General features: G+C 37.8%; 30 protein-coding genes and 3 pseudogenes. 9 read left to right on the plus strand and 24 right to left on the minus strand.

What is annotated here, in order from left to right; translation table 11 throughout:
• Nucleotides 1–131: 131 nt before the first annotated feature.
• The 4 genes from metG to HT708_RS07850 all read right to left on the minus strand — a co-directional run bounded on the left by metG (nucleotide 132) and on the right by HT708_RS07850 (nucleotide 5,392).
• A complete protein-coding gene (gene metG, locus HT708_RS07835; RefSeq protein ID WP_050208047.1) occupies nucleotides 132–2,129 on the minus strand; it encodes a methionine--tRNA ligase in 1,998 nt (665 codons plus the stop codon).
• A 123-nt stretch (nucleotides 2,130–2,252) separates the two neighbouring features.
• On the minus strand, nucleotides 2,253–3,512 hold the full coding sequence (locus tag HT708_RS07840) for an ABC transporter permease (RefSeq protein ID WP_001180416.1): 1,260 nt from the start codon (nucleotides 3,510–3,512) through the stop codon (nucleotides 2,253–2,255).
• Between the two features lies 1 nt (nucleotide 3,513).
• Complete coding sequence (locus HT708_RS07845) at nucleotides 3,514–4,215, minus strand: ABC transporter ATP-binding protein (protein WP_000811473.1); 702 nt, start codon at nucleotides 4,213–4,215, stop codon at nucleotides 3,514–3,516.
• Nucleotides 4,199–5,392, minus strand: a complete 1,194-nt coding sequence (locus tag HT708_RS07850) for an efflux RND transporter periplasmic adaptor subunit (RefSeq protein ID WP_023935835.1) — start codon at nucleotides 5,390–5,392, stop codon at nucleotides 4,199–4,201. Before HT708_RS07850 ends, HT708_RS07845 begins: the two co-directional genes overlap by 17 nt.
• Nucleotides 5,393–5,679: 287 nt before the next feature.
• Here HT708_RS07850 and gor point away from each other — a divergent pair, with 287 nt between their 5' ends.
• On the plus strand, nucleotides 5,680–7,026 hold the full coding sequence (gor, locus tag HT708_RS07855) for a glutathione-disulfide reductase (protein ID WP_138707627.1): 1,347 nt from the start codon (nucleotides 5,680–5,682) through the stop codon (nucleotides 7,024–7,026).
• 165 nt (nucleotides 7,027–7,191) lie between these two features.
• On the opposite strand, the gene HT708_RS07860 is transcribed toward gor, so the two are convergent.
• The 4 genes and pseudogenes from HT708_RS07860 to HT708_RS12345 form a co-directional block, all read right to left on the minus strand.
• Complete coding sequence (locus HT708_RS07860) at nucleotides 7,192–7,692, minus strand: hypothetical protein (RefSeq protein WP_000727307.1); 501 nt, start codon at nucleotides 7,690–7,692, stop codon at nucleotides 7,192–7,194.
• Nucleotides 7,689–8,312: an ATP-binding cassette domain-containing protein gene (locus HT708_RS07865; protein ID WP_023935831.1), complete on the minus strand. Its 624-nt coding sequence runs from the start codon at nucleotides 8,310–8,312 to the stop codon at nucleotides 7,689–7,691. Before HT708_RS07865 ends, HT708_RS07860 begins: the two co-directional genes overlap by 4 nt.
• Nucleotides 8,309–10,291, minus strand: coding sequence for an ABC transporter permease (locus HT708_RS07870; protein ID WP_172926233.1), 1,983 nt, complete (start codon nucleotides 10,289–10,291; stop codon nucleotides 8,309–8,311). Before HT708_RS07870 ends, HT708_RS07865 begins: the two co-directional genes overlap by 4 nt.
• Nucleotides 10,292–10,356: 65 nt before the next feature.
• Nucleotides 10,357–10,696: pseudogene (locus tag HT708_RS12345) on the minus strand (hypothetical protein).
• 425 nt (nucleotides 10,697–11,121) lie between these two features.
• On the opposite strand from HT708_RS12345, the gene HT708_RS07880 reads away from it, so the two are divergent.
• Nucleotides 11,122–11,658 carry a biotin transporter BioY gene (locus tag HT708_RS07880; RefSeq protein WP_023933578.1) on the plus strand — a complete coding sequence of 179 codons (537 nt, stop codon included), beginning with the start codon at nucleotides 11,122–11,124 and terminating at the stop codon, nucleotides 11,656–11,658.
• 53 nt (nucleotides 11,659–11,711) lie between these two features.
• Here HT708_RS07880 and HT708_RS07885 read toward each other — a convergent pair whose 3' ends face one another.
• Nucleotides 11,712–11,927 (minus strand): YdbC family protein, encoded by a 216-nt coding sequence (locus HT708_RS07885; RefSeq protein ID WP_000807422.1) that lies wholly within the window; start codon nucleotides 11,925–11,927, stop codon nucleotides 11,712–11,714.
• 99 nt (nucleotides 11,928–12,026) lie between these two features.
• Between HT708_RS07885 and HT708_RS07890 the strand changes: the two genes are divergently transcribed.
• Nucleotides 12,027–12,347, plus strand: a complete 321-nt coding sequence (locus HT708_RS07890; RefSeq protein WP_049513506.1) for a hypothetical protein — start codon at nucleotides 12,027–12,029, stop codon at nucleotides 12,345–12,347.
• A gap of 29 nt (nucleotides 12,348–12,376) precedes the next feature.
• Here HT708_RS07890 and HT708_RS07895 read toward each other — a convergent pair whose 3' ends face one another.
• The 6 genes from HT708_RS07895 to rpsP form a co-directional block, all read right to left on the minus strand.
• The gene (locus tag HT708_RS07895) at nucleotides 12,377–12,715 is read right to left on the minus strand and encodes an ATP cone domain-containing protein (RefSeq protein ID WP_001196049.1); all 339 of its coding nucleotides are present in this window, start codon (nucleotides 12,713–12,715) and stop codon (nucleotides 12,377–12,379) included.
• Nucleotides 12,716–12,726: 11 nt separating this feature from the next.
• A complete protein-coding gene (trmD, locus tag HT708_RS07900) occupies nucleotides 12,727–13,446 on the minus strand; it encodes a tRNA (guanosine(37)-N1)-methyltransferase TrmD (RefSeq protein ID WP_023940500.1) in 720 nt (239 codons plus the stop codon).
• On the minus strand, nucleotides 13,436–13,954 hold the full coding sequence (rimM, locus tag HT708_RS07905; RefSeq protein ID WP_172926234.1) for a ribosome maturation factor RimM: 519 nt from the start codon (nucleotides 13,952–13,954) through the stop codon (nucleotides 13,436–13,438). Before rimM ends, trmD begins: the two co-directional genes overlap by 11 nt.
• Nucleotides 13,955–13,984: 30 nt before the next feature.
• The gene (locus HT708_RS07910) at nucleotides 13,985–14,773 is read right to left on the minus strand and encodes an alpha/beta hydrolase (RefSeq protein WP_172926235.1); all 789 of its coding nucleotides are present in this window, start codon (nucleotides 14,771–14,773) and stop codon (nucleotides 13,985–13,987) included.
• A gap of 448 nt (nucleotides 14,774–15,221) precedes the next feature.
• Entirely contained in the window at nucleotides 15,222–15,461 is a 240-nt protein-coding gene (gene kphA / locus HT708_RS07915; RefSeq protein ID WP_000379617.1) for an RNA-binding protein KphA, read from the minus strand.
• Between the two features lie 19 nt (nucleotides 15,462–15,480).
• A complete protein-coding gene (rpsP, locus tag HT708_RS07920) occupies nucleotides 15,481–15,753 on the minus strand; it encodes a 30S ribosomal protein S16 (protein ID WP_000268760.1) in 273 nt (90 codons plus the stop codon).
• Nucleotides 15,754–15,930: 177 nt separating this feature from the next.
• Between rpsP and HT708_RS07925 the strand changes: the two genes are divergently transcribed.
• The gene (locus HT708_RS07925) at nucleotides 15,931–16,131 is read left to right on the plus strand and encodes a hypothetical protein (protein WP_001084631.1); all 201 of its coding nucleotides are present in this window, start codon (nucleotides 15,931–15,933) and stop codon (nucleotides 16,129–16,131) included.
• 82 nt (nucleotides 16,132–16,213) lie between these two features.
• On the opposite strand, the gene HT708_RS11900 is transcribed toward HT708_RS07925, so the two are convergent.
• The 4 genes and pseudogenes from HT708_RS11900 to HT708_RS07945 all read right to left on the minus strand — a co-directional run bounded on the left by HT708_RS11900 (nucleotide 16,214) and on the right by HT708_RS07945 (nucleotide 18,318).
• Nucleotides 16,214–16,435 (minus strand): hypothetical protein, encoded by a 222-nt coding sequence (locus tag HT708_RS11900; RefSeq protein WP_023935822.1) that lies wholly within the window; start codon nucleotides 16,433–16,435, stop codon nucleotides 16,214–16,216.
• Between the two features lie 467 nt (nucleotides 16,436–16,902).
• A pseudogene (locus HT708_RS07935) lies at nucleotides 16,903–17,310 on the minus strand (helix-turn-helix transcriptional regulator); the annotation flags it as partial.
• A gap of 43 nt (nucleotides 17,311–17,353) precedes the next feature.
• Nucleotides 17,354–17,692 carry a Cd(II)/Zn(II)-sensing metalloregulatory transcriptional regulator CadX gene (gene cadX / locus HT708_RS07940; RefSeq protein WP_000711082.1) on the minus strand — a complete coding sequence of 113 codons (339 nt, stop codon included), beginning with the start codon at nucleotides 17,690–17,692 and terminating at the stop codon, nucleotides 17,354–17,356.
• An 11-nt stretch (nucleotides 17,693–17,703) separates the two neighbouring features.
• Nucleotides 17,704–18,318 carry a CadD family cadmium resistance transporter gene (locus HT708_RS07945; protein WP_000615748.1) on the minus strand — a complete coding sequence of 205 codons (615 nt, stop codon included), beginning with the start codon at nucleotides 18,316–18,318 and terminating at the stop codon, nucleotides 17,704–17,706.
• A gap of 28 nt (nucleotides 18,319–18,346) precedes the next feature.
• On the opposite strand from HT708_RS07945, the gene HT708_RS11905 reads away from it, so the two are divergent.
• From HT708_RS11905 to HT708_RS07965, 5 genes are all read left to right on the plus strand, one after another.
• A complete protein-coding gene (locus HT708_RS11905; RefSeq protein ID WP_078374329.1) occupies nucleotides 18,347–18,520 on the plus strand; it encodes a FanG protein in 174 nt (57 codons plus the stop codon).
• A 414-nt stretch (nucleotides 18,521–18,934) separates the two neighbouring features.
• Nucleotides 18,935–19,513, plus strand: a complete 579-nt coding sequence (locus HT708_RS07950; RefSeq protein ID WP_000749558.1) for a hypothetical protein — start codon at nucleotides 18,935–18,937, stop codon at nucleotides 19,511–19,513.
• Nucleotides 19,514–19,515: 2 nt separating this feature from the next.
• Nucleotides 19,516–19,740 (plus strand): helix-turn-helix transcriptional regulator, encoded by a 225-nt coding sequence (locus HT708_RS07955; protein WP_001041099.1) that lies wholly within the window; start codon nucleotides 19,516–19,518, stop codon nucleotides 19,738–19,740.
• A 276-nt stretch (nucleotides 19,741–20,016) separates the two neighbouring features.
• Nucleotides 20,017–20,241 carry a hypothetical protein gene (locus HT708_RS07960; protein WP_171039165.1) on the plus strand — a complete coding sequence of 75 codons (225 nt, stop codon included), beginning with the start codon at nucleotides 20,017–20,019 and terminating at the stop codon, nucleotides 20,239–20,241.
• A 92-nt stretch (nucleotides 20,242–20,333) separates the two neighbouring features.
• Nucleotides 20,334–21,137 (plus strand): peptidylprolyl isomerase, encoded by an 804-nt coding sequence (locus HT708_RS07965; protein ID WP_138703664.1) that lies wholly within the window; start codon nucleotides 20,334–20,336, stop codon nucleotides 21,135–21,137.
• Nucleotides 21,138–21,192: 55 nt separating this feature from the next.
• On the opposite strand, the gene HT708_RS07970 is transcribed toward HT708_RS07965, so the two are convergent.
• The 5 genes and pseudogenes from HT708_RS07970 to sodA all read right to left on the minus strand — a co-directional run bounded on the left by HT708_RS07970 (nucleotide 21,193) and on the right by sodA (nucleotide 25,596).
• Nucleotides 21,193–22,734: an ABC-F family ATP-binding cassette domain-containing protein gene (locus HT708_RS07970; RefSeq protein ID WP_023935815.1), complete on the minus strand. Its 1,542-nt coding sequence runs from the start codon at nucleotides 22,732–22,734 to the stop codon at nucleotides 21,193–21,195.
• A gap of 1 nt (nucleotide 22,735) precedes the next feature.
• The gene (locus HT708_RS07975; protein ID WP_000976727.1) at nucleotides 22,736–23,218 is read right to left on the minus strand and encodes a VanZ family protein; all 483 of its coding nucleotides are present in this window, start codon (nucleotides 23,216–23,218) and stop codon (nucleotides 22,736–22,738) included.
• Nucleotides 23,218–24,283 (minus strand): annotated as a pseudogene (rlmN, locus tag HT708_RS07980) (23S rRNA (adenine(2503)-C(2))-methyltransferase RlmN). Before rlmN ends, HT708_RS07975 begins: the two are co-directional and overlap by 1 nt.
• A 20-nt stretch (nucleotides 24,284–24,303) precedes the next feature.
• Nucleotides 24,304–24,834: a YutD family protein gene (locus tag HT708_RS07985; protein ID WP_001224342.1), complete on the minus strand. Its 531-nt coding sequence runs from the start codon at nucleotides 24,832–24,834 to the stop codon at nucleotides 24,304–24,306.
• 156 nt (nucleotides 24,835–24,990) lie between these two features.
• Nucleotides 24,991–25,596: a superoxide dismutase SodA gene (gene sodA / locus HT708_RS07990; RefSeq protein WP_000974746.1), complete on the minus strand. Its 606-nt coding sequence runs from the start codon at nucleotides 25,594–25,596 to the stop codon at nucleotides 24,991–24,993.
• Nucleotides 25,597–25,930: the final 334 nt, after the last annotated feature.

Consider the following 25,930-nt stretch of genomic DNA (forward strand, 5'->3'; position numbering starts at 1 on the left):
AAAATAAATGGAAGCTAGAGGCCTTGTCAGCCACCAGCATAGCTGGTGGTTTTCTTGTTTTTCTCTACGAGAAAAACTGGCTTGAAGCCATAATAAAAAACAGAACTAGCATGAACTAGTCCTGTATACTTTTACCCAATCACACTTCCATTTGGTACAGCTGAATCAACTGTGAGAAGGGTTAATTTTCCATCATGTTCAGCTGAGAGAATCATCCCTTGGCTGACATATTTTTTCATCATTTTACGTGGTTTGAGATTGGCAACGATTTGAACTTTCTTGCCGACCAATTCTTGTTCATTTGGATAGTATTTTGCAATTCCTGAGAGAATTTGACGGTCTTCGCCATCACCTGCATCCAAGCGGAATTGAAGCAACTTATCAGAGCCTTCAACTTTAGAAACTTCTTTGACTTCTGCGACACGGATTTCAACCTTGTCAAAGTCTTCAAACTTGATTTCATCCTTGCTTAGTTTGAGTTCGACTTCGTCTGGATTCCATTCTTTTTCGACAGCTGGCTTGTTGCCTTCCATTTGTTCCTTGATATAGGCGATTTCTTCTTCCATATCCAGGCGTGGGAAGATTGGTGTTCCTTTGGCAACTACTGTTACACCCTCAGGGAAAGCAGCCAAACTCAAGTTTTCAAGACTAGAAACTTCTGCTAAGCCAAGTTGAGTCATAACCGCACGACTAGTTTCCATCATAAATGGTTCAATCAAGTGAGCGACGACACGAAGGCTGGCTGCCAAGTGGCTCATAACACTTGCTAATTGGTCACGAAGAGCTTCATCCTTAGCCAAGACCCATGGAGCTGTCTCGTCGATGTATTTATTAGTACGAGAGATAAGAGTCCAGACTGCTTCAAGCGCACGTGGGTAGTCAACTGCTTCCATGTGTGTATGGTAGTCAGCGATTGATTGCTCTGCTACTTGAGCAAGAGCATTATCAAACTCTGTTACGCCCTCTACATAGGCAGGGATTTGTCCATCAAAGTACTTGTTAATCATAGAAACCGTACGGTTGAGGAGGTTGCCAAGGTCATTAGCCAATTCATAGTTGATACGGCCGACATAGTCTTCTGGAGTGAAGGTTCCATCTGAACCAACTGGAAGGCTACGCATGAGGTAGTAACGAAGTGGATCTAGTCCATAACGCTCTACCAACATTTCAGGGTAAACGACATTCCCTTTAGATTTAGACATTTTACCATCTTTCATGACAAACCAACCATGGGCAATCAAACGATCAGGTAATTTAACATCCAACATCATAAGAAGGACTGGCCAGTAGATGGAGTGGAAACGAAGGATGTCTTTTCCTACCATGTGGAAGACTGTTCCATTCCAGAACTTGTCAAAGTTACCATGTTCGTCTTGACCGTAGCCAAGAGCTGTCGCATAGTTAAGAAGGGCATCAATCCAAACGTAGACAACGTGTTTTGGATTTGATGGGACAGGCACTCCCCATGTAAAGGTTGTACGAGATACCGCCAAATCTTCCAAACCTGGCTCGATGAAGTTGCGTAGCATTTCATTAAGGCGACCATCTGGAGTGATAAATTCAGGATGAGCTTTGAAAAATTCGACCAAACGATCTTGGTATTTGCTAAGGCGAAGGAAGTATGATTCTTCGGATACCCATTCAACCTCGTGACCTGATGGAGCAATACCACCAGTCACATTTCCAGCTTCATCACGGAAAACTTCTGCCAGTTGGCTTTCTGTAAAGAATTCTTCGTCTGATACTGAATACCAACCAGAGTATTCACCCAAGTAGATATCATCTTGAGCAAGTAAGCGTTCAAAGACCTGTGCGACAACTTTTTCATGGTAGTCATCAGTTGTACGGATAAATTTATCGTATGAGATATCTAGTAATTTCCAGAGTTCTTTGACTCCAACTGCCATCCCATCAACATAGGCTTGTGGTGTAATGCCAGCTTCTTCAGCTTTCTGCTGGATCTTCTGACCATGTTCATCAAGACCTGTCAAATAAAAGACATCGTAGCCCATCAGGCGTTTGTAACGTGCTAGGACATCACAAGCAATGGTTGTGTAGGCAGAACCGATATGCAGTTTTCCAGATGGATAGTAAATCGGCGTTGTAATATAAAAATTCTTTTCAGACATAATTTTTCCTTTCCAGGCAAATGAAACCTGTTTTTCTAACACTTCATTATATCACATTTTTAAGGATTTTCGATAGGGAAATCCATACAAAAACAAGATAGACGAGTGTCCATCTTGTTGATCTTATTCATAACGAAGGGCTTCAATTGGATCAAGTTTCGATGCCTTGTTGGCTGGCAAGACCCCAAAAATCATACCCACACTAGCCGAAACTGCAAGACTAAATAGGGCAACTGGGATTGATACTCCAACTTCTATACCTTCTATTAAACCTTGCAGTAACAAACCTGCTAAGGCAGTTAAACCACTTGCAATTGTCAAGCCAATTAAGCCACCTAACAAGGTCAAAATCATGGATTCAATCAAAAACTGAATTAAAATATTGGCACGTGTTGCGCCCAAAGCCTTACGAAGACCAATCTCACGAGTGCGCTCTGTCACCGAAACCAGCATGATGTTCATGACACCAGTTCCTCCAACAAAGAGAGAAATCCCTGCGATGGAACTAATAATCGTCGTCATAAAACTAAACGATTGTTGAATTTCTGCAAATACAACGGACTCATCTGCCACCTGGTATTCTCCCTGTTGTAAGCCTGCAAGCTCTGTCATTTTTCGTGCCAGTTCTGGACCCAGAGTTGGGGTTAAACTGGTATCATTCACTCGAAAAACAATACTAGCTATTTCATCTACATTAAAATTCGCAGCAAGGGAGATATTGGTAGTAATAGGCAAGCCACCAAACCCATATATTTTTGACTTTTTAGCCTCCGGACTAGTATAAACCCCAATGACCCGGTAACTAAATCCATTGACTTCTACAACCTTGTTAATAGCCTCTTGAGGAGATTCAAATAAACTAATGGACAATTCCTCATCTAGCAAAATGACACTTGCAAACTCTTTGAAATCTTGCTCTCTCAGACTACGACCTGCAATAATTTCATTCTTAACAGCGTCCATGTAAGTTCTGTTTCCACCTGTCAAATTAGCATTCTCAACCTTTTTATCTTGATAGGTCAAGATGGCATTCGTTGAATTGGTTACATAGTAACTATCCACTCCCTTGAGTTTGGCTGCCTCTTGGACCCAGGATTCTTGCGGTTTTGGCGGTTCAACAGGAATTTCCTCTTCCTTTCCAGAAACCGTAAAAGCTGATTGTTTCTGAGTAAAAGACCCATCTTTACTTTTTTTAGGAGAGAAGAAAACGCTAATATTTTTCTGAGATTTGGTCATATCTTTATTAACTTGACGAGATAGGGAATCTCCCAAAGCCATAATCACAACAACTGATGAAACACCGATAATAATCCCAATCATGGTAAGCAAAGAACGCATCTTGTGAGCCATGATAGATGAAAAGGCAAATTTCAGATTCTGCATCTTAGTTTTCCTCCTTTCCTAACTGAGCACTGTCAGATGAAATGACTCCATCTCGAATGATAATCTGACGTTTAGCATAGGCAGCAATCTCAGGCTCATGCGTTACCATGATAATGGTTTTTCCTTCTTTGTTCAAGTCAACCAATAGTTGCATAATTTGATTCCCTGTTTTGGTATCCAAGGCTCCTGTCGGTTCGTCCGCTAGGATAATAGAAGGATTGTTTACCAAGGCACGAGCAATAGCCACACGTTGCTTTTGACCACCAGATAATTCCGAAGGCAAATGGTGACTACGTTCTGTCAATTCAACCTTGTCTAAATACTCCTCAGCCAACTTGCGCCGTTTTGAAGACGAAACTCCTGCGTAAATCAAGGGCAATTCTACATTTTGCAGAGCATTGAGCTTCGATAGAAGAAAGAACTGCTGAAAGACAAAACCGATTTGTTGGTTACGAACCTTGGCTAATTGTTTTTCACCCAGTCCAGCCACTTCTTGGCCTTCAAGATAATACTCTCCACTGGTTGGTGTATCCAACATGCCAATCGTATTCATCAGAGTGGACTTCCCAGAACCAGATGGTCCCATGATGGCAACAAATTCACCCTCATTCACTTCTAGATTGATGTTTTTGAGAACCTGCAGTTCTTGGTCACCATTGCGATAGCTTCTGCAGATATTTTTTAGACTAATTAGTTGCTTCATCAGCCTTCACCTCTTTTCCTTCTTCCAAGGAAGATGTTGGATTACTGATGACCTTAGCGCCATTTGTCAAACCAGAAGTGATTTCTTGATTTTCTGCGTCAGCATTTCCCAATGAAACCTCAACTTTTTTAGCCTTTTGTTGTTCATCCACAATCCAGACATAATTTTTACTATCATCCATTACTAGACTGCTGACAGGAACAAGAATAGCCTTGGTTTTGCTTTTAACCTCAATGTTGACAGAAAAACCTTGTTTCAAATCACCAACTTCGCCTGTCACATCAATAGTATAAGGGTATTTAGAACCTGTATTAGCCCCAGCTGCTGGACTAGCTGCTTCACCATTGTTTTTAGGATAGTCAGAAATATAGCTTAATTTCCCAGTCCATTTTTTATCAGGATATACTTTAGAAGTAAAGCTTACTTCTTGACCTACAGAAAGGTTGGCTAGATTGTACTCAGACAATTCTCCCTTGACTTGTAAATTTTCATTGCTAACAATATGAACCATAACTTGACTCGCCCCTGTTGGAGATTTAGAAACATTGCTATTGACTTCGACTACAGTTCCCTCTAGGGTACTGAGAACAGTTGTTGCATCCAATTGACTTTGAGCCTTGCTTAATTGCGCTGCAGCATCTGCACGCGCATCACGGGCATCACCCAATTGAGCGTCAATAGAAGCAACAGAATTTCCAGCAACTGGAGTTGGACTTTGCACCGTTACATCTTCTCCTCCTGCTGGTGCAGGTAACTGGGGAGCTGAAGCAGCTTCATTTCGTGCTTGGTTGAGTTCGTTGATATGACGGTCTGCCTTCGCAACTGCTCGACTCGCTGAATCATAGGCCGCCTGGGCTTCTGAACTACTGTACTTGACTAAAGCCTGCCCTTCGCTGACCTTATCCCCCACAGAAACAAGGATTTCGTCTAAATCTCCCTTGCTAGCATCAAAATAAACGTATTGTTCATTTTTTGCCGTTACTGTTCCTGATAATAAAACAGAGGATGCCACGCTTCCTTCCTTGGCAACAACAAGATGAGTAGGTTCATCTTTTACAGCGGTTTGCGAGGGTTGTCTAAAGAGTAAAATCCCCCCGGCACCCAATACAACTACACTCGCAGCACCGATGGCTGCATACAGTTGCCACTTTTTAGCTTTACCATTCTTTTTCTTCATAATGAAACTCCTTTTCTTTTTTACAATACTTTGCTATTATACCAAATTTCCCTCCAGCAAACAATGCAGTTCAGATGGAAATAATGACAGTTCAGGATTAAACAATCGTTCGGAAATCCTCCTTTTCTATTGTACTAGTTATATGATACACTATCTTGACTTATTTGGCAAGCTTTTTTGCAATTTTTTGTGCGTAGCAGATTTTTGCAATCAAATCAAAAAAAAGATAGAATATGACTATCAAAAAATGACACTCGACTATTTAAAAGAGTACAAAGGAGTTTTCAATGAGAGAATACGATATCATCGCTATCGGTGGAGGTAGCGGAGGAATTGCCACCATGAACCGTGCTGGTGAACATGGAGCCAAAGCGGCCGTTATTGAAGAAAAGAAACTAGGTGGAACCTGTGTCAATGTCGGCTGCGTTCCTAAAAAAATCATGTGGTACGGGGCGCAAATCGCTGAGACTTTCCATCAATTTGGAGAAGACTACGGCTTTAAGACTACTGATCCTAACTTTGACTTTGCTACCCTACGTCGCAATCGTGAAGCTTACATCGATCGCGCTCGTTCTTCTTATGATGGCAGTTTTAAACGCAACGGCGTAGAGCTGATCGAAGGTCATGCTGAATTTGTAGATTCTCATACTGTCAGCGTAAATGGTGAACTGATTCGTGCTAAACATATCGTGATTGCTACAGGTGCCCATCCAAGTATTCCTAATATTCCTGGTGCTGAGCTAGGTGGCTCTTCTGATGATGTATTTGCCTGGGAAGAACTTCCAGAGTCAATTGCCATTCTAGGCGCTGGTTATATCGCCGTTGAATTAGCTGGCGTACTCCACACTTTTGGTGTCAAGACAGATCTCTTTGTTCGCCGCGATCGTCCTTTACGTGGTTTTGATTCCTACATCGTTGAAGGTTTGGTCAAGGAAATGGAAAGAACAAACTTACCACTTCACACTCACAAAGTCCCTGTCAAGTTAGAAAAAACTACTGACGGCATTACCATTCATTTCGAAGATGGTACTAGTCACACAGCTAGCCAAGTTATCTGGGCTACAGGCCGCCGTCCAAACGTTAAGGGCTTGCAACTTGAAAAAGCTGGAGTGACTCTGAATGAGCGTGGCTTTATCCAAGTGGATGAATACCAAAATACTGTTGTTGAGGGAATCTATGCTCTAGGTGATGTAACAGGTGAAAAAGAACTGACTCCAGTTGCTATCAAGGCTGGACGTACTTTATCTGAACGTCTCTTTAACGGAAAAACAACTGCTAAAATGGATTACTCAACTATTCCAACCGTTGTCTTTTCACACCCTGCTATCGGAACTGTTGGCTTGACAGAAGAGCAAGCTATTAAAGAATACGGTCAAAACCAAATCAAGGTTTACAAATCAAGTTTTACTTCTATGTACTCTGCTTGCACCAGCAACCGTCAAGAATCCCGTTTCAAACTCATAACAGCTGCTTCAGAAGAAAAAGTTGTCGGACTTCATGGAATTGGCTACGGCGTTGATGAAATGATTCAAGGATTTGCTGTTGCTATCAAAATGGGAGCAACCAAGGCTGACTTTGATGCAACTGTGGCAATTCACCCAACTGCATCTGAAGAATTTGTAACCATGCGTTAATCGAAACAAAAGAAGCAAAGCAAAAAACACTTCTAAATATCAAAAAGCGAGTATTTCCGTAGTTGGAGATACTCGTTTTCTTATGTTTTATTTTATAGTATGTTGAAGTAAGATATGCAAAAATCAATTAACAAACCATAGCAAAATACAAGGATTATAATACAATCATTTATTCTTTTCTTTAAAAGATTCATATATTTTTTTATATAATTCTTTTATATCTTTTTTCTGAGAATTCAACTCTTCTTTACCGTAGTCAAAGTTTGCTACCACAAATCCCGCGCCATCATCAGAAAAAGTAAAAAATTCTATTTCAATTAGTTTATTATGCTTAGAGTCCTCTATGGTGTCTCCTAAACCATTATTGAATTTCTTCACTTCTTCTTCACGAACTCCGAACCCCGTAGCAGCTCCATTTGCAATGATGTTTGAAAATACTTCTTCTGAAGATGATACTTCTTTCACAGTTATGAAGTATATAGCTTCTTCCGTTTCTACTTGTCTCACTTTATTCCATTTTTCTGTATCACTAGAAGAAAGCGTATAGATTGTTAACTCTACCGTTGGCTTATTGATATTTTCTTTTGTAATCATTTGTTTTCCAAAAAAGAAAATGGCGAGTACCCCAGTTACAAAGATCAAAGCAATATAAATTTTCTTTTTCATACCTTATACCCTATATCTTTCATGTCAATTATCACATCAACTTCGTTATAGACAGCTGGATCATGTGTCGCTATAATGACATATTTATCTTCAGTTGTTTCATTCAATAGTAAACGAATAATTTCTTTTCCAATCTCACCATCTAAAGCTCCTGTAGGTTCATCTGCTAAGATAATTTTACGTGGTTTCATTAACATTCTGGCAATAGCTACACGTTGAGCCTGCCCTCCAGACAATTCATATATTTTTTGATGTAAATAGTCACTTGACAGTCCTACTTTTTCAAGTACGTCAGTTATTGTTTTTTTGTCTTTAGTGATAAGGCTCAGATTATCATATACTGTTTTGTTATCTATTAAAGAATAATTCTGAAATACATATCCAACAGTATTTTTAAAAAAAGTTCTTTCTTTTATCTTCCAAATATCTTGTTTATCAACTAAAACATTCCCACTGTCAATTTTTTCTAATCTTCCTATAATATTAAGAAGGGTACTTTTGCCGGAGCCAGAACCTCCAATCAATGCATAGCTTTTTCCAGATTCAAATATTAAATTTAAGTCTGTAAAGATCTTCTTTGAGCCGAAACTTTTTGAAACGTTCAAAAGATCAATTGTCATGATTCATCTCCTTTTAAAATTTTAGTATAGCTTTCAGATAATTTTCTAAAACTCATTATGATCGACAACATCAAAACTAGCAGAGAAGCCGCTCCAATATATAGCAACTCTATTTGTCCTGTCATCAGAAATGTAAATAGAATAACCATTATAATAGTCATCATAAAATATTTGAGACTTGAAATTGCTATATATGTTTTTGACAGACCCAAAGTGATTTTTTTCACATATTCATTCTGTTTTAGAGTAATAAAAAGTTGGACATATTGATAAATGAGTATAAAGATAATACTGTAAATTATCTTCTGCAAGATTTGTGAAAGTAAAATTTGGTGCTCTAAGGATTGAATCTTTAATTTCACAATTTGGTAAACATCTACTGGATTCATTGAGAAATTCAACGGGACAGTCATCTCATTTATTTTTTTTACCGCTTCAGGACTAAAAAGAGATTTATATAGTATGTTACTAGCCAAAGAAAACTTATTATTTTCCATCATTTTGTCTGTATCTAACACAACAACTATATTATCTTTGCTATCTGCTAGACTTGCCATTGGTAAAATATCTTTATTTTTATGATCGATATCAGCATCCTCATTGAAATAAAAAATTTTATTACCATCAGGAATTATTTGTACTGCAAGCTGTTCTTTTGTATAGTTTGTTCCAATAAATTGTTCTGCTACAACTGTATTCTCAATAGATTTCTGGTTTTCTTTCCACTTCTCAGGAATATAAATGGTTGCTATCTTATTATCTAAAAGATGATAGTTTGTTCCATTCACTTTATTTTGTAGGTTAGCACCTGTTTGATTAATATAAATCAACTCTTTATTTATTTCTGGATTCGTTATTCCGTCATTTTCTAATTGTTTAGAAAAGTCTTCTAAAACATGAGATGTTTTCATAAAATCTGGAACATATGCCGAAGATCGTTCAATATATAAGAAATCTAAGTTTTTTAAGGCAGCAACTATCTGTAGATACTGACCATCTGAATCACTAACTTCTCCATTTTTAGCAGAGTTACTTTCAATTCCAAGGAACTCAATCCTTCTCCAGTCTTTTACTGTGTCCCACGGTACTAAATTCTGTATTTGTATGTTCATACTAGATTGACTACTCTTTGTTTCTTGTAAAAAAACTCCTGAGACAAGGATAATAATCGAAATAATAGCAAGCCATACGACAAAAATAAGCTTGTTTTTTGCCTTGTTTTTGATAATTTCAATGGGCTTTTCAATCTGAATCGTCGACCAAAATAAAACAAAGGTGATGAGATCAATGATTTGAAATAGTATAAAATTCGTTAAAAGCAGAGAGAAAAATAACTTAGAACTATAAGTGAAGAAACCATTTCCCAAAAAAGAACTGTAAGAAATCATCAATAAAGCCATCATAATCAGTTCAAAAATAAGAGAAATCACATACTCTCTTCTAAGATCGTATACAGGCAAGCCCAAAGAACGTCGTATCACTCCTTCTTTGATCTGCCTCGTCCTAACAACAAATAAAACAACTAATAAAGTTAAGTAAATGGAACCCATTAACAGTATTCTTAAAGTTCCAGTGAATTGTAATATTCCTCCTATATACCAAGGATAAGCCATATAGACTGTTTGTAGTCCAGTCATCGTAAGTGGTTTCAAACTGTCTACATCCATTTTCCCAAGGGTGTAATACATCCCTACTATTGGTGCTGACTTTAATTGTTCATTATTTACATCATCAAAGTTTACATACTTCAACTGACCCGAACTCTGAACGATTGGCTTGTAAATGGTAACCTTTTCCGTTTTTGATAAGTCACGAACCATTTCATATATTTCGTTATTAGAAAGATTACTTTTCCCTTGAATAGAGAAAGCACCATCAATTGGTAAAGGTATGGGGATTTCGGTATCACTAATAGTGACCAGACCAATTGTAGCAATCAAACAAAAGAAGAATCCAATGATACATAATTTTAATTTCATAAGCAATTACCATATTACAAAAGACCCTATTTTATAATTGGGTCTCCTGTTTTCATAAATTATTTTTAAAATCTATAATAATCCCAATATGCATTTAAGCGAACATCGTTCCAAGATTTTGTTGCACTTGAATATGCCCATCCATAATCTTTTTTTATCGTAAGCTTTAACGGTTCCCCAATAATTCGTTACTGAAAATTTTGAACCAATATTATCTGGAGAACTAACAAAGTAATTTGAATAACCATAGCTATTATCTACACCATACTGCCATACATCAATAATGGGACTTGGAGCAGGGTGTGCTGTAGTTGCACTAACAACACTAGCTGCAGTAGCAAAGCTAAAACTGAAAACACTTGCAGCTAGAAAAACAGATGCTTTCTTATTAATTCTTTTTTTAATTTTACTTCTCCTTGGATTAAAATATTTGATGAAGACTAAGTAATAGTCCCCTTTTTAGTCCCTCCATATTACTTTAATATGAATTGATTATATTTAGGTTTTTAATCACCGTTATGGTATCTAGAGTCGTTAAAATATCTCGTAACTACCCCTCCTTTTAAAATTGAACACATCTAAATGCATCCGTTTACATTTTTAATATAACACTTATTTTTTAATTTGTCAAATATTTACTAGTATATTTTTTATTAATAAAATAGGATTATCTATACAGACAATTTTCGAATCAACAAAAAAATTATCCAACTTAACCAATAAGCAAAATCGGCCGTTACAGTTTTTGTTACCTTGTTTTAAAAAATGGTTGACAATGATTCCTCTATGAGTATAATAGTTACTATACATCAGAAAAGAGGTTAACTATTTTGAAAAAAGCTCACATTTATGCTATCCCTGCTATTGGGGCTGCTCTCATTGCTGTTTTGGCACAAATCAGTCTTCCAGTTGGACCTGTTCCCTTCACTCTGCAAAACTTTGCAATCGGCTTGATTGCTACTGTCTTTAGACCGAGAGAGGCTGTACTTTCTGTTGGACTCTATCTTCTTCTAGGTGCTATCGGTCTTCCTGTCTTTGCAGGAGGTGGAGCTGGTTTTCAGGCTTTAGTTGGCCCTACTGCAGGCTATCTTTGGTTTTATCTCGTTTACTCTGGACTTACTTCCTCTCTAACCAACAGCAAGAGCGGAATTGTCAATATTTTTCTTGCAAATCTCTTGGGTGATGCCCTTGTCTTTGTCGGAGGGATTCTCAGCTTGCATTTTCTAGCTGGAATGGCATTTGAAAAAGCTCTTGTTGTGGGGGTCATTCCCTTTATCATTCCAGACCTTGGTAAACTTCTAGCTATTAGTTTGATTAGTCGTCCTCTACTTCAACGCCTTAAAAATCAGGCTTACTTTGCTAACTAAAAAAGGATATCGAGTTGTCATAACTCAGTATCCTTTTCTTTTATTTTGAAAACTTAGTTTCCTTTAAAAGCATCCACCATTGTTTGAAATTCTTCATTGGAAAGAGTAATTCCTTTGCCCATCTTCGTATGGTCTGGACTCCAAGCACGAATATCAAACTTTGCAGGGGCACCATTAAAGCTCACACGGTTGATTTCCTTGGTCCAACCCTTTTCGTTTTCAGAAAGAGTCAACAAGTGCTCTTCGATTTCAAATGTAAATTCTGCCATTTTCTTCTCCTTTTTTTAACTTTCATCTGATTATTCGTAAAATCTTGTAGATTTTAGGAAAATTTTATATAATATTGATATAAAAGAAGGGAGGCCAATATGAGACATAAATTCCAGCAAGTTCTAGGTAAAATACATGACTTTTTAAATGGACATGACCAACCTGACCAGACTGAAAGCAACTCCCTTACAGCCACTATTGAAGAGGCTATCCAGAAACAAACTGCTGTTCACCTTATCTTGTCTGAGACAAGCTTTACAGGTGACATCATCAAATACGATCAGCAAGGACAGCAAATTATCGTGAAAAATTTTGCCAAAAATGTGAGCCGGATTATCCGTATAAGCGATATTCAACGCCTGCGATTTGTCCCCTCAACTGTCCAAACAGCCCAAAAAAATAGATTTAAGAAAGAGTGAGATGTAGTTGCTTCATCCCACTCTTTTTCTTAGCGAATTTGTTCAAAATGTAAATGAACTGCGATATGATCTCCATAACCACTTCTTTCCAAGTCACGTTGTAAACGATAGGAAATGTAGTGTTCTGCAATGGTAATGTAACCTGCGCCCAATAAACGATGTTCAACCATAGATTGAATCATACTGATAGTCGCACGTTCCACCTTGGCTTCTTGTAAATCCAAAACTACCTTCTTAGTGACTTGAGCAAGATTTTGACGCAAATCATCTGTCAAAACATAAACAGTTTGGGCTGCCTTCAAGATGGCTTGGTAAATCTTATCTGGATTAAATTCAGCAATTTCGCCATTACGTTTGATTACTTGCATAGGTTTCTCCTTTATTCTTTGTTTTCTTTGATTTCTGCCAGCATTTTTTCTTCTTCTACTGTCAGTTGATAATGTTCAAGTAAATCTGGTCTGCGCTCGTAGGTTTTCTTTAAACTCTCGTACAATCGCCACTGACGAATCTTTTCATGGTGGCCACTCATCAATACATCTGGCACGACCATGCCTCGATAATCATAGGGACGTGTGTACTGAGGATATTCTAAAAGACCTGAAGAAAAACTATCATCTTGGTGGCTAGACTCCTTGCCAATCACTTCTGGAATCAGGCGAACTGTAGCATCAATCATGGTCATAGCTGCCAATTCTCCACCAGTGAGGACATAGTCGCCTAGGGAAATCTCATCTGTTACCAAGGTCTTAATGCGCTCATCATAACCCTCATAGTGCCCACAGATAAAGATTAGCTCTTCCTCTTGAGCCAAATCTTCAGCATAAGCCTGATCAAACTGCTTTCCAGCAGGATCGAGGAGAATAACGCGCGGATTTTTCTTTTCAATAGCATCAAAGGCATCGAAAATGGGTTGGGCTCGGAGCAACATGCCCTGACCGCCTCCGTAGGGCTCATCATCTACATGACGGGCCTTTTCAGCATTTTCTCGAAAATTATGATACTGGATATCCAAGAGCCCTTTTTCTCGAGCCTTTCCAACGATTGAGTGCTCCAGTGGAGAAAACATCTCTGGAAAGAGGGTTAAAATATCAATCTTCATCATCTAACCCTTCTAAAATTTCCACATCGACACGGTTATTCGGAATATCAACATTGAGAACCACTGGTGGAATATAAGGCAAGAGCAAGTCACGTTTGCCTTTTCGCTTGACCACCCAGACATCGTTAGCACCTGGTTGCAGGATTTCCTTGATGGTTCCAATCAAGTTATCACCCTCATAGACTTCTAAACCGATAATCTCGTGATAATAAAATTCACCATCGTCTAGGTCATTCAAATCTTCCTCAGCGACCTTGAGACTGTATCCTTTGTACTTTTCGATAGCATTGATATGATACATATCTTTGAATTTAATAATGTCAAAGTTCTTCTGTTTACGGTGGCTAGCAATGGTCACTGTTTGAACAAACTGATCTTTTTCATCAAACAAGGCCAGCTCAGATCCTTTTTTAAACCGTTCTTCTGCAAAATCCGTCACAGACAAGACTCGCATCTCACCCTGCAACCCTTGAGTATTGACGATTTTCCCAACATTAAAGTAGTTCATCTTGTCTCCTGTAGTCTATTTCTATCCATATTATTCTGACAATTCTCGAATAATAGTTGCAATTTTTTCGGATTCTGACCATTGTAAATAATGGTGATTCCCTCCTGAAATGAGTTTAGTATTGGAAGTCCAATATTCTGATTCTCTGTACTCTCTTTCTCTATAAGGCTGACAAAAAACAAATACAGGGATACAATCTGGTATTGATACATCCTCAAAATCTTCCTCAGTAATCTCTCCAGATATCTGAAATCCTGGATTTTGGTTTTCCAACTCTAAGCCTTTTTTTTGCATTATTTCCCAGATTTCTTTATTCGTTTCAGGACTAAATGTTGCTTGAGTTAAATTCTTCAAATAAAGTTCAGGTCCATACTCGTCAATCAGCCTCATCTGTTCTTCCATTTCTGGATAAGGATTTTCTGAAAAATCAGCAAACATGACGTTTTTAGTTGTCGGTTCCACTGCTACTAAAGCCTGACACTTAATTGGTTTCTTGAGTAATTTGCAAGCTAAAATTCCACTCAAACTATGTACACAAAGTATATATTCAGAAATCTCCAATTCTTCAAGCACTTCATAAACTGCATCTACAAGATTATCCAGATTTTTGTCAGCTTGGTCATGAATCGGACTCCTACCTGTGTTTGGAAAATCAATTGTCAAATAACCAATTGTAGGAGGAAGTTTTTCGATTATAAGTGAAAAATTTTCATAACTTGGTAGCAAACCTGCTCCATTTAAACAAACTAGCACTTTCTTTTGCTTTCGATAAGTAACAGAGAGACTACCAATTTTCGTAGATACTTCAAATCTCTTCATAAAGAAATCCACTCATTCTATATAATGAATTATTAAAAATCCTTATCCTTTATTTTATCACGTTCCAAAGATTTTCTCAAGTTGGAGAAAAAAGACACTATAGATATTATCCCTCTAAAAATCCTCGTAACTTCTCAAAGTAACTTCCATCTCTCTCTCCCAAAACTGGAAGTTACTCTAAAACGACTTTGTTTTAGGGCTATTTGTCGTGCACTTTTTTCTGAGTCTTTTCGCTTTTGAACCCTTATATATCAAGAAAAAGAAAATCAGTGGAAGTTAGTCTCAGACGGATTTCCACTGATTTCACGCGTTTTTCTAATACTAAAAGCTAGGTTGTGGAAAACTGGAAGTTAGTTTGGGAATTTACCCTCTAAAAATCCTTCCAAATCCTGATGAGGCTATTTTACACTTCTCCTCGCAAAAAAGCGAGACATTCGTCCCGCTCTTCTTATTTTTCGTCAATAACGATTCTTACTTTTTTGTCTTCAGTTGGGACAGAGTAGACAATCGTTCTTATCGCAGAAATAGTGCGACCCTTACGACCGATTACACGACCCACATCACTTTGATCAAGATCCAAATGATATTCCAAAAACTCTGGTGTATCTTCAATCTTGATAGTTAAGGCATCTGGTTGTGAAATCAAGGGTTTCACAATCGCAATAATGAGATTTTCAATCGTATCCATCTGTCAACCTACTTTAAACTTATTTTGAGAATTTAGAATCGTGGAATTTCTTCAATACACCTTCTTTTGAAAGGATGTTGCGAACTGTATCTGAAGGTTGAGCTCCATCAGCCAACCATGCAAGAACGCGGTCTTCTTTCAAAGTTACTTGGTTTTCAGCAACAAGTGGATTGTAAGTTCCAACTGTTTCGATGAAACGTCCGTCACGTGGTGAACGTGAATCTGCTACGTTGATACGGTAGAAAGGTTTTTTCTTAGAACCCATACGAGTCAAACGGATTTTAACTGCCATTTTTAAAGTCTCTTTTCTTATTTTTTATTTCGGTGAAATAGCTGAGCTATTTAGCACATGTTCTATTATAGCAGATTTCTAACAGGTGTCAAGAAAAAAACTTGACAGACTATAAAATTTTTAAACCATTTAGAAATTTGTTAGAAGTAGGAAATAAATGTTTGAAAGAGGCTATCCGTGAATAGTATTTTAGAAATATTTTATAAAGAACACCAAGTCAAACCCTTCATCTCTCCTGAACGTGATTTGGATGCTTGGCTCCTAAATCCTAAGCCCGTTCCCAAACGAAATATGGACTTATTGGCAGATGATTCGCTGGCAGGTGATATCATTCTACTATGGAGAATACAGTTTGGAACTTTTACCACCGAAACATGATTTTAAAAACTCCCATTCGAATATGATTCAAAATTCGCTTAAAATCAATGTTTTCCCACTTTTTCAGAAAACAAATTTTCATCTAATTTAAATAACTTTCAATTAAATGGTATGAATTTTGCTTAAAATCATCAAAAAACACCCCATGGTGTGAACCATAATACTCTTTGAAAATCTCTTCAAACCACGTCAACGTCGTCTTGCCGTAGGTATGGTTACTTACTTCGTCAGTCTTATCTACAACCTCAAAGCAGTTCTTTGAACAACCTGCGGCTAGCTTCCTAGTTTGCTCTTTGATTTTCATTGAGTATAAAGTGTTGTAAATACTGTATTGTAGCTAGTTCTTAACCTTTAGAGAACTGGCTAGCTTTACGAGCTTTCTTAAGATCTGGTTTGGAAAGTATAGATTTCAATTAGACTAAAAACAGCGAAATATCAAGGATTTTAAAAAAGATATCTACTAACTTAATTTATAAAATATGAATTAATAGATTCTAAATAGGGGAATAGTTTAGGTCTGTAAAAGATTAAATAATTTCTATTTTAGCTGTTAGAAACGTTGGTACATCAATGTTTTTAGAATGCTACATAATAAAAGGTAGAGTAAATAGTAGAGTAGTTATTGCGTTAGTTCAGCAATCTTATCGATATAAAGATTAACAGATTCTAACTTTCTTTGCGGTGCTAACTCGGCGTATGTGTCCATTGTTGTTGAAATTGATTTATCTTTTTTGATTTTTTAATGACCTTTTTGCCATTATGGATAATTTTTTCAGTTTCATCAGAAATCAAAAATTTTTTTCTTTGAATATTGAAATTTGCGAATGTCTTGGAAAGTCTAAGACAGCTAGATTGTATAGAAATTAAGTCATCATCCGACAAAGAATTCATTCTTTTATTTACAGTTTCCAAATCTCTAAATAAAATAGAGCCGAAGCAGTGGTAAAACATATTTTCAACAAGCTTGGCAATATCTCCAAAAATAATTTCTTTATAGTCTAAGTCGGTTTGAGTATTCAAATAAAGCAATATTGAAGTGGTAACTTGTTGCTTTTCCTTTTCAACTTGACTAACTTGACCTGCATTGCTTAGTTCGCTTTGTGTAATATTGTGTTTTTTTCTTAAATTTTTGATACGAGTAGGTAGTTCATGTGAATAATTTTCTTCAAAAAATTTCATATACAATCCCCCTATAATCATGGAAAAGTAGTAAAAATAGTTGTTATCCTAGTTGATTAAAAAAATCTCTGATTTCCTCATCTTTTATAAAATAATATATAATTTTCCCATCTCTTCTAGTGTCCAAGATGTTTTGATTGGCTAGTTTACGAAGATGGTGGGAGGCAGATGCCATACTGAGATTTAGTAAACAGGCTATATCACAGACACAGAGTTCTTCAACAGCAAGGAGATAAAAGATGATATTTATCTGTTTATTATCGGTAAACTTTGATAAAATACGAAGTGATTTTTGGACTTTTTCCTTTTCAAGGTAGTTCGTCGCGGTTGTAACATTTTGTTGATTTATAATATTCACTTGGCAAATACTATCTTTTTTCATAATTTTTTCTCCTAGCCGAACACAGTCCTTAGCATGTCAAAGCTGTTGTTTTCAATCAGAATATACATCCCCAATCCTAAATAGACAACGGCAATAAACCATCTGCTATATTTTTCCAAAGTTTCTCCAACAGAAGGGACTTGTGCCAATTTTTGGGCAGAAAAAACCAAGAGATAAATCATGACTAGAAAAGTAAGTAAAGTCACTATCAAATTCGCTAAATTTAAGGTGGTAAAATATGGGACAAAGACACCAATATTGTCAGCGCCACAACTTGCAAAAGTAATCATAGCGACTAGAAAAATCAGGTTTTTATTGTCTTTTCGCAAACCATCTTTTGCAATAGCTTCTCCATCAGAATCTCCTAAAAGCAAAACTTTGAGGCCTAGGAAAATTGGAATCAAACCGAGTAAACCTAAAATCTCTTTACTAGGAATATAATTTAAGACAAATGCAAAAAGCAAACTTAGCAATATTAGACTAACAGAGCCTAGAAATTGTCCTAAATAGATGTTAATGATGTCTTTTCTGCTTTTTCTTTTGGCAAAAAATAACATTAGGATAATAAGTAAGTCTACGGCTGTCCCAGAATACAGGATTATTGAAGTAACAACATTTTGAATCATAAAACACCTCATTCAAATATATTTTTGAATGTATTCTAACATTAAACTTTGTAGATGTCAACTTAAAATCCACCAAAATATAGATAAGAAGTTAGTGTACCAAATATTAAAAAGCCCTGCCATCGAAATGATAGCAGGGCTTAACTTCAATATCCAGATGATATATTTATCTAAAAAAGGTAGAGTTTTTATTGATTTGTAGTGCTATATAATGAGTTTCCAAAAATCAAAAATCGCTTAAAATCAGTATTTTGACATCTATTGACGTGTACTGAAATCCTTACTTAACCTCTGTAAAAATTAACTTCTACACCTACAAAGCTTATTCTGACAGACTTTATACAGTCTAAGAAAAAAAGTAGAGATTCATACAGTATCTAGATTTTTCAAAAATTCTTTATCATCAAATATTATTAACGAAACTATCCAAACCAAATCCGATGCATTACTTCAAAGAATTCTTTAGTTGTTTGTCTATCAAGGGCTTTTATTAAAAAATTTTTTCAAATAATTGCCACCTTGGCACATAAATTCTTGCTTTCTAAATTTAAATGTGATATATTTATAACATAAAATTTAAGTGTTATATATTTATAACACAAAAAAGGAGTCTATCATGAAAAAAAGTCAAAAAATGCGTGGCCTCATTGCAATGATTGCCGTAGCTCTCTTTATTGATTTTATTGTTGTATTTGGTTCTAATCTTAGTTGGGAACCCAAGTTAGTTATTACTGGTATTTCAGTGTCAGGTCAAATTGTAGCTATATCGAGCTGGCTACATAAGAGTCAGAAAGGTAAGAGAAAAATTATTTTTGACTTGTCTGCTAAGCTTTACACGATACTTGTGTTTGCAGCAAGCATTTTTTATACAGTAGGAATTTGGGTTGCGACCCCAAGCGAAAGTTCTGGTATTAAAGAATGGATTTTGGGAATTGGCCTCGTTATTGAAGTGATTCTATTTGGTTTTTTCTCTTTAAAAAATGTCAAGGAAACTCCGGACGAACGCTTTTATGCTAATTTAGCAAAGGCAGCTAGCTTGATGTTGGTTTTTATACTAGGGGCACTGATGATCCTAGCAGTTATCATTGGGTATATGGGGCCTCTCACTCTTTACATGGGCCAGATCTTTATTAGCATAGCTACCTTCATTTGCATCTTTGCGGTTGTCTATCTTATCTTGGAACGGAGAGGATAAGCATGGCCAAAGAAAGTAAGATTATTACTAATCTCAAATCTGTTCGTGAGTCCACAGGTATGACCCAGCAGGAGTTAGCCGACCGCATCGGCATGCGACGCGAGACAATTCTGCACTTGGAAAATAATCGTTACAACCCTTCGCTGGAAATGGCTCTTAAAATTGCTCAAGTTTTTAATCTGAAAGTAGAAGACCTCTTTGAACTCAGACAGAAAGAGGAAGCATAATTCTTTTCGAGACCTAGCATTCAGTTCATTGATTCATTAGGAATTGAAGGAAAAAGAAAAAATCCTTTGAAAATGTGCTCTTTTAAAATATAGTAATTCTTTCGAAGAACGTTTACTAATTGGGATGCTTTACAAGCTTTCTTAAGATCTGGTTTCCTAAATACTTCGAGTACACTTATGGCATTGATGCTCCTAAGCATCTCAAAACTCTGGTAGAAAAAGGTTATGATAGCATTGAAACGGATTTTGATTCACTTGATTATCTAATACGCTACCATGAAAAAGAATATCCTGAAAAGCAAGGGAATTACAGGACTATCTAAGATGAAGGCTGCAGATCTGGAGCAAACCCTTCATAACAACTTTTCAGAAGAAGAATTAGCAAGTCACTTTACCGTTCGTGGCTACAAATTAACTCCAAAGGGGAGCAGATACTGGAACAGTACCAGGAAATTATCGACCGTCATCCAAAGAAAAATCTCTAATCAAGTAATTTTTTAGTTGATTTTCTCTAAAATTGTCTTGTCACTAATATTTGAAATCCCCTTCCTTTTAGGGTACAATGATAGAAATGAATTTTTGAGAGGAATAGAATGAAAAAACTAGCAACCCTTCTTTTACTGTCCACTGTAGCCCTAGCTGGGTGTAGCAGCATCCAACGCAGTCTGCGTGGTGATGACTATGTAGATTCTAGCTTGGCCGCTGAGGAAAGCTCCAAAGCAGCTACCCAATCTGCCAAGGAGTTAAATGATGCTCTGACAAATGAGAATGCCAACTTCCCTCAACTTTCTAAGGAAGTTGCTGAAGATGAAGCTGAAGTGATTCTCCACACAAGCCAAGGTGATATCCGCATTAAGCTCTTCCCTAAACTCGCTCCTCTAGCGGTTGAAAACTTCCTCACTCATGCCAAAGAAGGCTACTATAACGGAATTACCTTCCACCGTGTCATCGATGGCTTCATGGTTCAAACTGGAGATCCAAAAGGGGACGGTACAGGTGGTCAGTCCATCTGGCATGACAAGGATAAGACTAAAGACAAGGGAACTGGTTTCAAAAACGAGATTACTCCTTATCTCTATAACATCCGTGGTGCTCTTTCTATGGCTAATACTGGTCAACCAAACACCAATGGTAGCCAGTTCTTCATCAACCAAAACTCTACAGATACCTCTGCTAAACTCCCTACAAGCAAGTATCCCAAGAAAATCATCGAAGCCTATAAAGAAGGGGGAAATCCTAGCCTTGATGGCAAACACCCAGTCTTTGGCCAAGTGATTGACGGTATGGATGTTGTAGATAAGATTGCTAAAGCCGAAAAAGATGAAAAAGACAAGCCAACAACTGCTATCACAATCGATAGCATCGAAGTGGTGAAAGATTACAATTTTAAATCTTAAAAACCAAAAAAATACAGTATCCACATTCGGTACTGTATTTCTTTTACTCTCATTCTTAAGTTAAATTATTAAAATCCCAGATTTGGTCCATCCAGCCTTCATAGAAGTCTGGCTCGTGACAGACCATAAGAATCGATCCCTTGTATTCTTTGAGAGCACGTTTGAGTTCATCCTTGGCATCCACATCCAAGTGGTTGGTCGGCTCGTCCAGCACTAAAACATTGTTTTCACGATTCATCAAGAGACAGAAACGAACCTTGGCTTGTTCCCCACCTGACAAGACCTGAATTTGGCTTTCGATATGCTTAGTTGTCAAACCACAACGGGCAAGGGCTGCACGGACTTCTGCTTGGTTGAGAGCTGGAAAGGCATTCCAGACAGCTTCAAGAGGAGTTTGGCGATTGCCACCTTCTACTTCCTGTTCAAAATAACCGAGTTCTAGGTAGTCACCGCGTTCCACTTCCCCAGCGATTGGCGGGATAATCCCTAAAAGGCTCTTCAAAAGAGTTGTTTTCCCGATACCATTTGCCCCGATAATAGCAACCTTTTGATTGCGTTCAAAGGTAAGATTTAAAGGCTTGGTCAGAGGACGTTCATAACCAATTTGCAAATCCTTGGCTTGGAAAATAAAGCGTCCTGGCGTACGAGCTGGTTTGAAATCAAAGGACGGCTTTGGTTTCTCACTTTGCAACTCGATAATATCCATCTTATCCAATTTCTTCTGACGAGACATGGCCATGTTTCGTGTTGCAACACGCGCTTTATTACGTGCGACAAAGTCTTTGAGATCTGCAATCTCTTTCTGCTGACGTTCGTAGGCAGCCTCTAGCTGAGATTTCTTCATAGCATAGACTTCTTGGAACTGGTAGTAGTCACCAGAATAACGCGTCAGTTGTTGATTTTCCACATGGTAGACGATATTGATAACATCATTAAGGAATGGAATATCGTGTGAAATAAGGACAAAGGCATTCTCATAGTTTTGGAGATAACGCTTGAGCCAGTCAATATGCTCAGCATCCAAGTAGTTGGTCGGCTCGTCCAAAAGTAAGATATCAGGCTTTTCAAGGAGAAGTTTTGCCAAAAGCACCTTGGTTCTTTGCCCACCTGATAAAGAGGTTACATCTGTATCCATGCCAAAGTCCATAACACCAAGGGCACGCGCTACTTCGTCAATCTTGGCATCCAAGGTATAGAAATCACGACTCTCCAAACGGTCTTGGAGTTCGCCAACTTCTTCCATGAGAGCATCAACATCCGCACCGTCTTCAGCCATTTCCATATAGAGGTCATTGATACGAGCTTCAGCTTTGAAAAGCTCATCAAAGGCCGTACGGAGAACATCGCGCACCGACTGCCCCTCAGCAAGAACAGAGTGCTGATCCAAGTAACCAGCGGTCACATATTTGGACCACTCAACCTTCCCTTCATCTGGCAGCATTTTGCCAGTCACAATGCTCATAAAGGTTGATTTTCCTTCACCATTGGCACCGACCAGACCGATATGTTCTCCCTTGAGGAGACGGAAGGATACATCTTCAAAAATTGCACGGTCGCCAAAACCGTGACTCAGATTTTTAACTTCTAAAATACTCATTTTAATTCCTTATCTTATTTTTATGTAATTGTTTATAGAGGAGCCAAGCCAAATAGCCACCCAAGATATTGGTCCACAAATCATCAATCTCAAAGACGCGATTAAAATCAAAGAAAAAGTCCAAAACTAACTGCGTACACTCGATTCCAAGACTCACTAGAAAACTAAAAAAGAGCACTTTTCTTGTTTTCCGCAAGTTTGGAAGGAGATAAAGGAGTTGGAACATCAGAGGAAAAAGCAAGAAGACATTTAAAATGTTCTGCAAAAAAATCCAAATGACTTGTCCCAAACTAGTCACTTCACCCAATTTCCAGAGAGAATTGAAAGGAGTCAAAAGAAAAACCAGGCGTCCAAGATGCTGAATACCTGGAGTTTCCACCCCCACGGGAGATTGTTCTTGAGGAGTAAAGCAAAAATAGACAATGCAAATGCTATAGAAAATGACTCCCCAGACCAAAACATGATTATAAGTTTTCTTCATCATTAAGGATTGACTGCTGCAACTGCTTTCTGGCGGTCACGTTTCATTGTATTAGAACGTAATTGTCCACAAGCTGCATCAATATCAGTACCATGCTCTTGACGAACCACACAGTTAACACCTTTTTTCTTAAGCGTATCATAGAAAGCCAACACGCGCTCTTTAGGACTACGGCTATATTGGTCATGCTCACTAACTGGGTTATAAGGAATCAAGTTTACATAAGACAATTTCTTAATATTCTTGAGCAATTCAGCCAATTCCAAGGCTTGTTCTACACCATCATTAACTTCATTGAGCATGATGTATTCAAAGGTCACACGACGGTTGGTTGTCTCAATATAATACTCAATAGCTGCAAAGAGTTTTTCAATCGGAAAGGCACGGTTAATCTTCATGATGCTTGAGCGCAATTCATTGTTGGGTGCGTGAAGAGACACGGCAAGATTGACCTGAACCCCTTCATCAGCAAAGTCACGAATTTTATGGGCCAAACCTGAGGTTGAAACCGTGATGTGACGAGCACCGATAGCCATTACTTTATCATCATTGATAGTACAAACGAAATTCAAAACATTGTTGTAATTATCAAAGGGCTCACTGATTCCCATGACAACGATATGGCTGACACGTTCATCCTGACCACGCTCATCAAAGTATTTCTGAACCAGCATAATTTGCGCTACGATTTCACCGTTATTGAGGTCACGTTGCTTCTTAATCAAACCAGAGGCACAGAAGGTACAACCGATATTACAGCCGACCTGAGTGGTCACACAGACAGATAAAACGTAGTGTTGACGTATGAGTACTGTCTCAATCAGCATTCCATCTGGCAATTCAAAAAGATATTTAACTGTCCCATCAGCAGACTCTTGCACAATACCTTGTTTCAAGGGATTGACCACAAACTGGTCATTAAGCTTAGCAATCAAATCCTTGAAAAGGTTGGTCATTTCTTCAATAGAGCCATTCCCAGATTTGATCTGCACGGAATTTCTTTTCTCCCTGCTCCAATACCCATTCCTGCATGGTTTGACGTGTTAAACTATAAATTGAGGGTTTTATTTCTTCTCCTTATTCTCTACTCACTTCTGACGAATGACAAAATGACGTTGTCCCTTGTCCTCTTTCTGAGAATGCTGGTCTTTCTGACGACGTCTATTTTTCTTATCTGCATTCGGTTTTCGTTTTGTTTGAGTCGGTTTCTTTCCTTTTCTAAAAGGCTGTTCTTCTTCCTTCTTACGCATTTTCTTGTCAAATGATGCTCGCTTAGGGGCTTCATTTTCTAAGACAAAATAGGCACAACCATAACTACAATACTCTAATAGGTAGTCTTGTAAACGACTGATTTTTTCAAGTTTTTCTTCTGTTCGGTCATCCTTGTAAAAACCTCGTAGGCGAAGCTGTTCGTTGCTCCAGTCTCCCACGATATAATCAAACTTGGTTAAGACTTCTGAAAAACGCTGATTAAAAGCCGTCACATCAAAGGCATCCTTGATATTTTCCACCAAGGAAAAAGCGATCCCTTCCGTTTCAACCTTGTCCCCGTGTAAATGAAACTCAGGACCAGGAAACTTGTTATAGTTGTATAATTCAGGTGCAATTTCTTTTCGCATAGATATCCTTTTTTCACGATTACTTAATACTTTATTCTACCATAATTTCTAGCAGTTAGCACGTTTCTCATAAAAATGAAAAAAGTCTAACGATTTTGTCAGACCAGAATCTTATAACCTAAAAAAGAGAAGAACAATTCTTCCCTCCAACTATCATTATTTAGCAGCTGCGTACAATTCATCTACTTTATTCCAGTTGATTACTGAAAAGAAAGCTTTGATGTAGTCAGGACGCACGTTGCGGTATTTCACGTAGTAAGCATGTTCCCAAACGTCCAAGCCCAAGATTGGTTTTTTACCTTCTGAGATTGGTGTGTCTTGGTTTGCTGTTGAAGTCACTTCAAGTTTCCCTTCTTTGTTGACAACCAACCATGCCCAACCTGAACCAAAACGAGTTGTTGCTGCTGCAGTGAAGGCTGCTTGGAATTCTTCAAATGAACCAAATGTTGCATCGATTGCTGCTGCCAGTTCTGCTGAAGGAGCTGTTTTCTCGGGAGTCATCAATTCCCAGAAAAGAGCGTGGTTCAAGTGTCCGCCACCATTGTTGATAAGTGCTTGACGGATATCAGCTGGGATAGATTCTACATCAGCAAGCAAGGCTTCAAGGTCTTCACCGATTTCAGGGTGTTTTTCTAAAGCTGCATTGGCATTGTTGACATAAGTTTGATGGTGTTTGTCATGGTGCAAGTGCATTGTTTCCGCATCGATGTATGGTTCCAAAGCGTCGTATGCATATGGAAGTTCTGGTAAGATAATAGCCATCTGTAATACCTCTTTTTCTTTCTATATGAAAATGATAACGCAAACATTCACTTTTTTCAAGTTTTTTGCTTATAGATGAGGAAATCACTGAGATACTTTCGAATAATACTCTTCGAAAATCTCTTCAAACCGCGTCAACGTCGCCTTGCCGTAGGTATATGTTACTGACTTCGTCAGTCTTATCCGGCAACCTCAAAACGGTGTTTTGAGCTGACTTCGTCAGTTCTATCTGCAACCTCAAAACGGTGTTTTGAGCTGACTTCGTCAGTTCTATCTGCAACCTCAAAGCAGTGCTTTGAGCTGACTTTGTCAGTTCTATCTGCAACCTCAAAGC

The sequence above is a fragment of the Streptococcus sp. 3613 genome (genome assembly GCF_013277375.1).
Classification (GTDB): domain Bacteria; phylum Bacillota; class Bacilli; order Lactobacillales; family Streptococcaceae; genus Streptococcus; species Streptococcus pseudopneumoniae.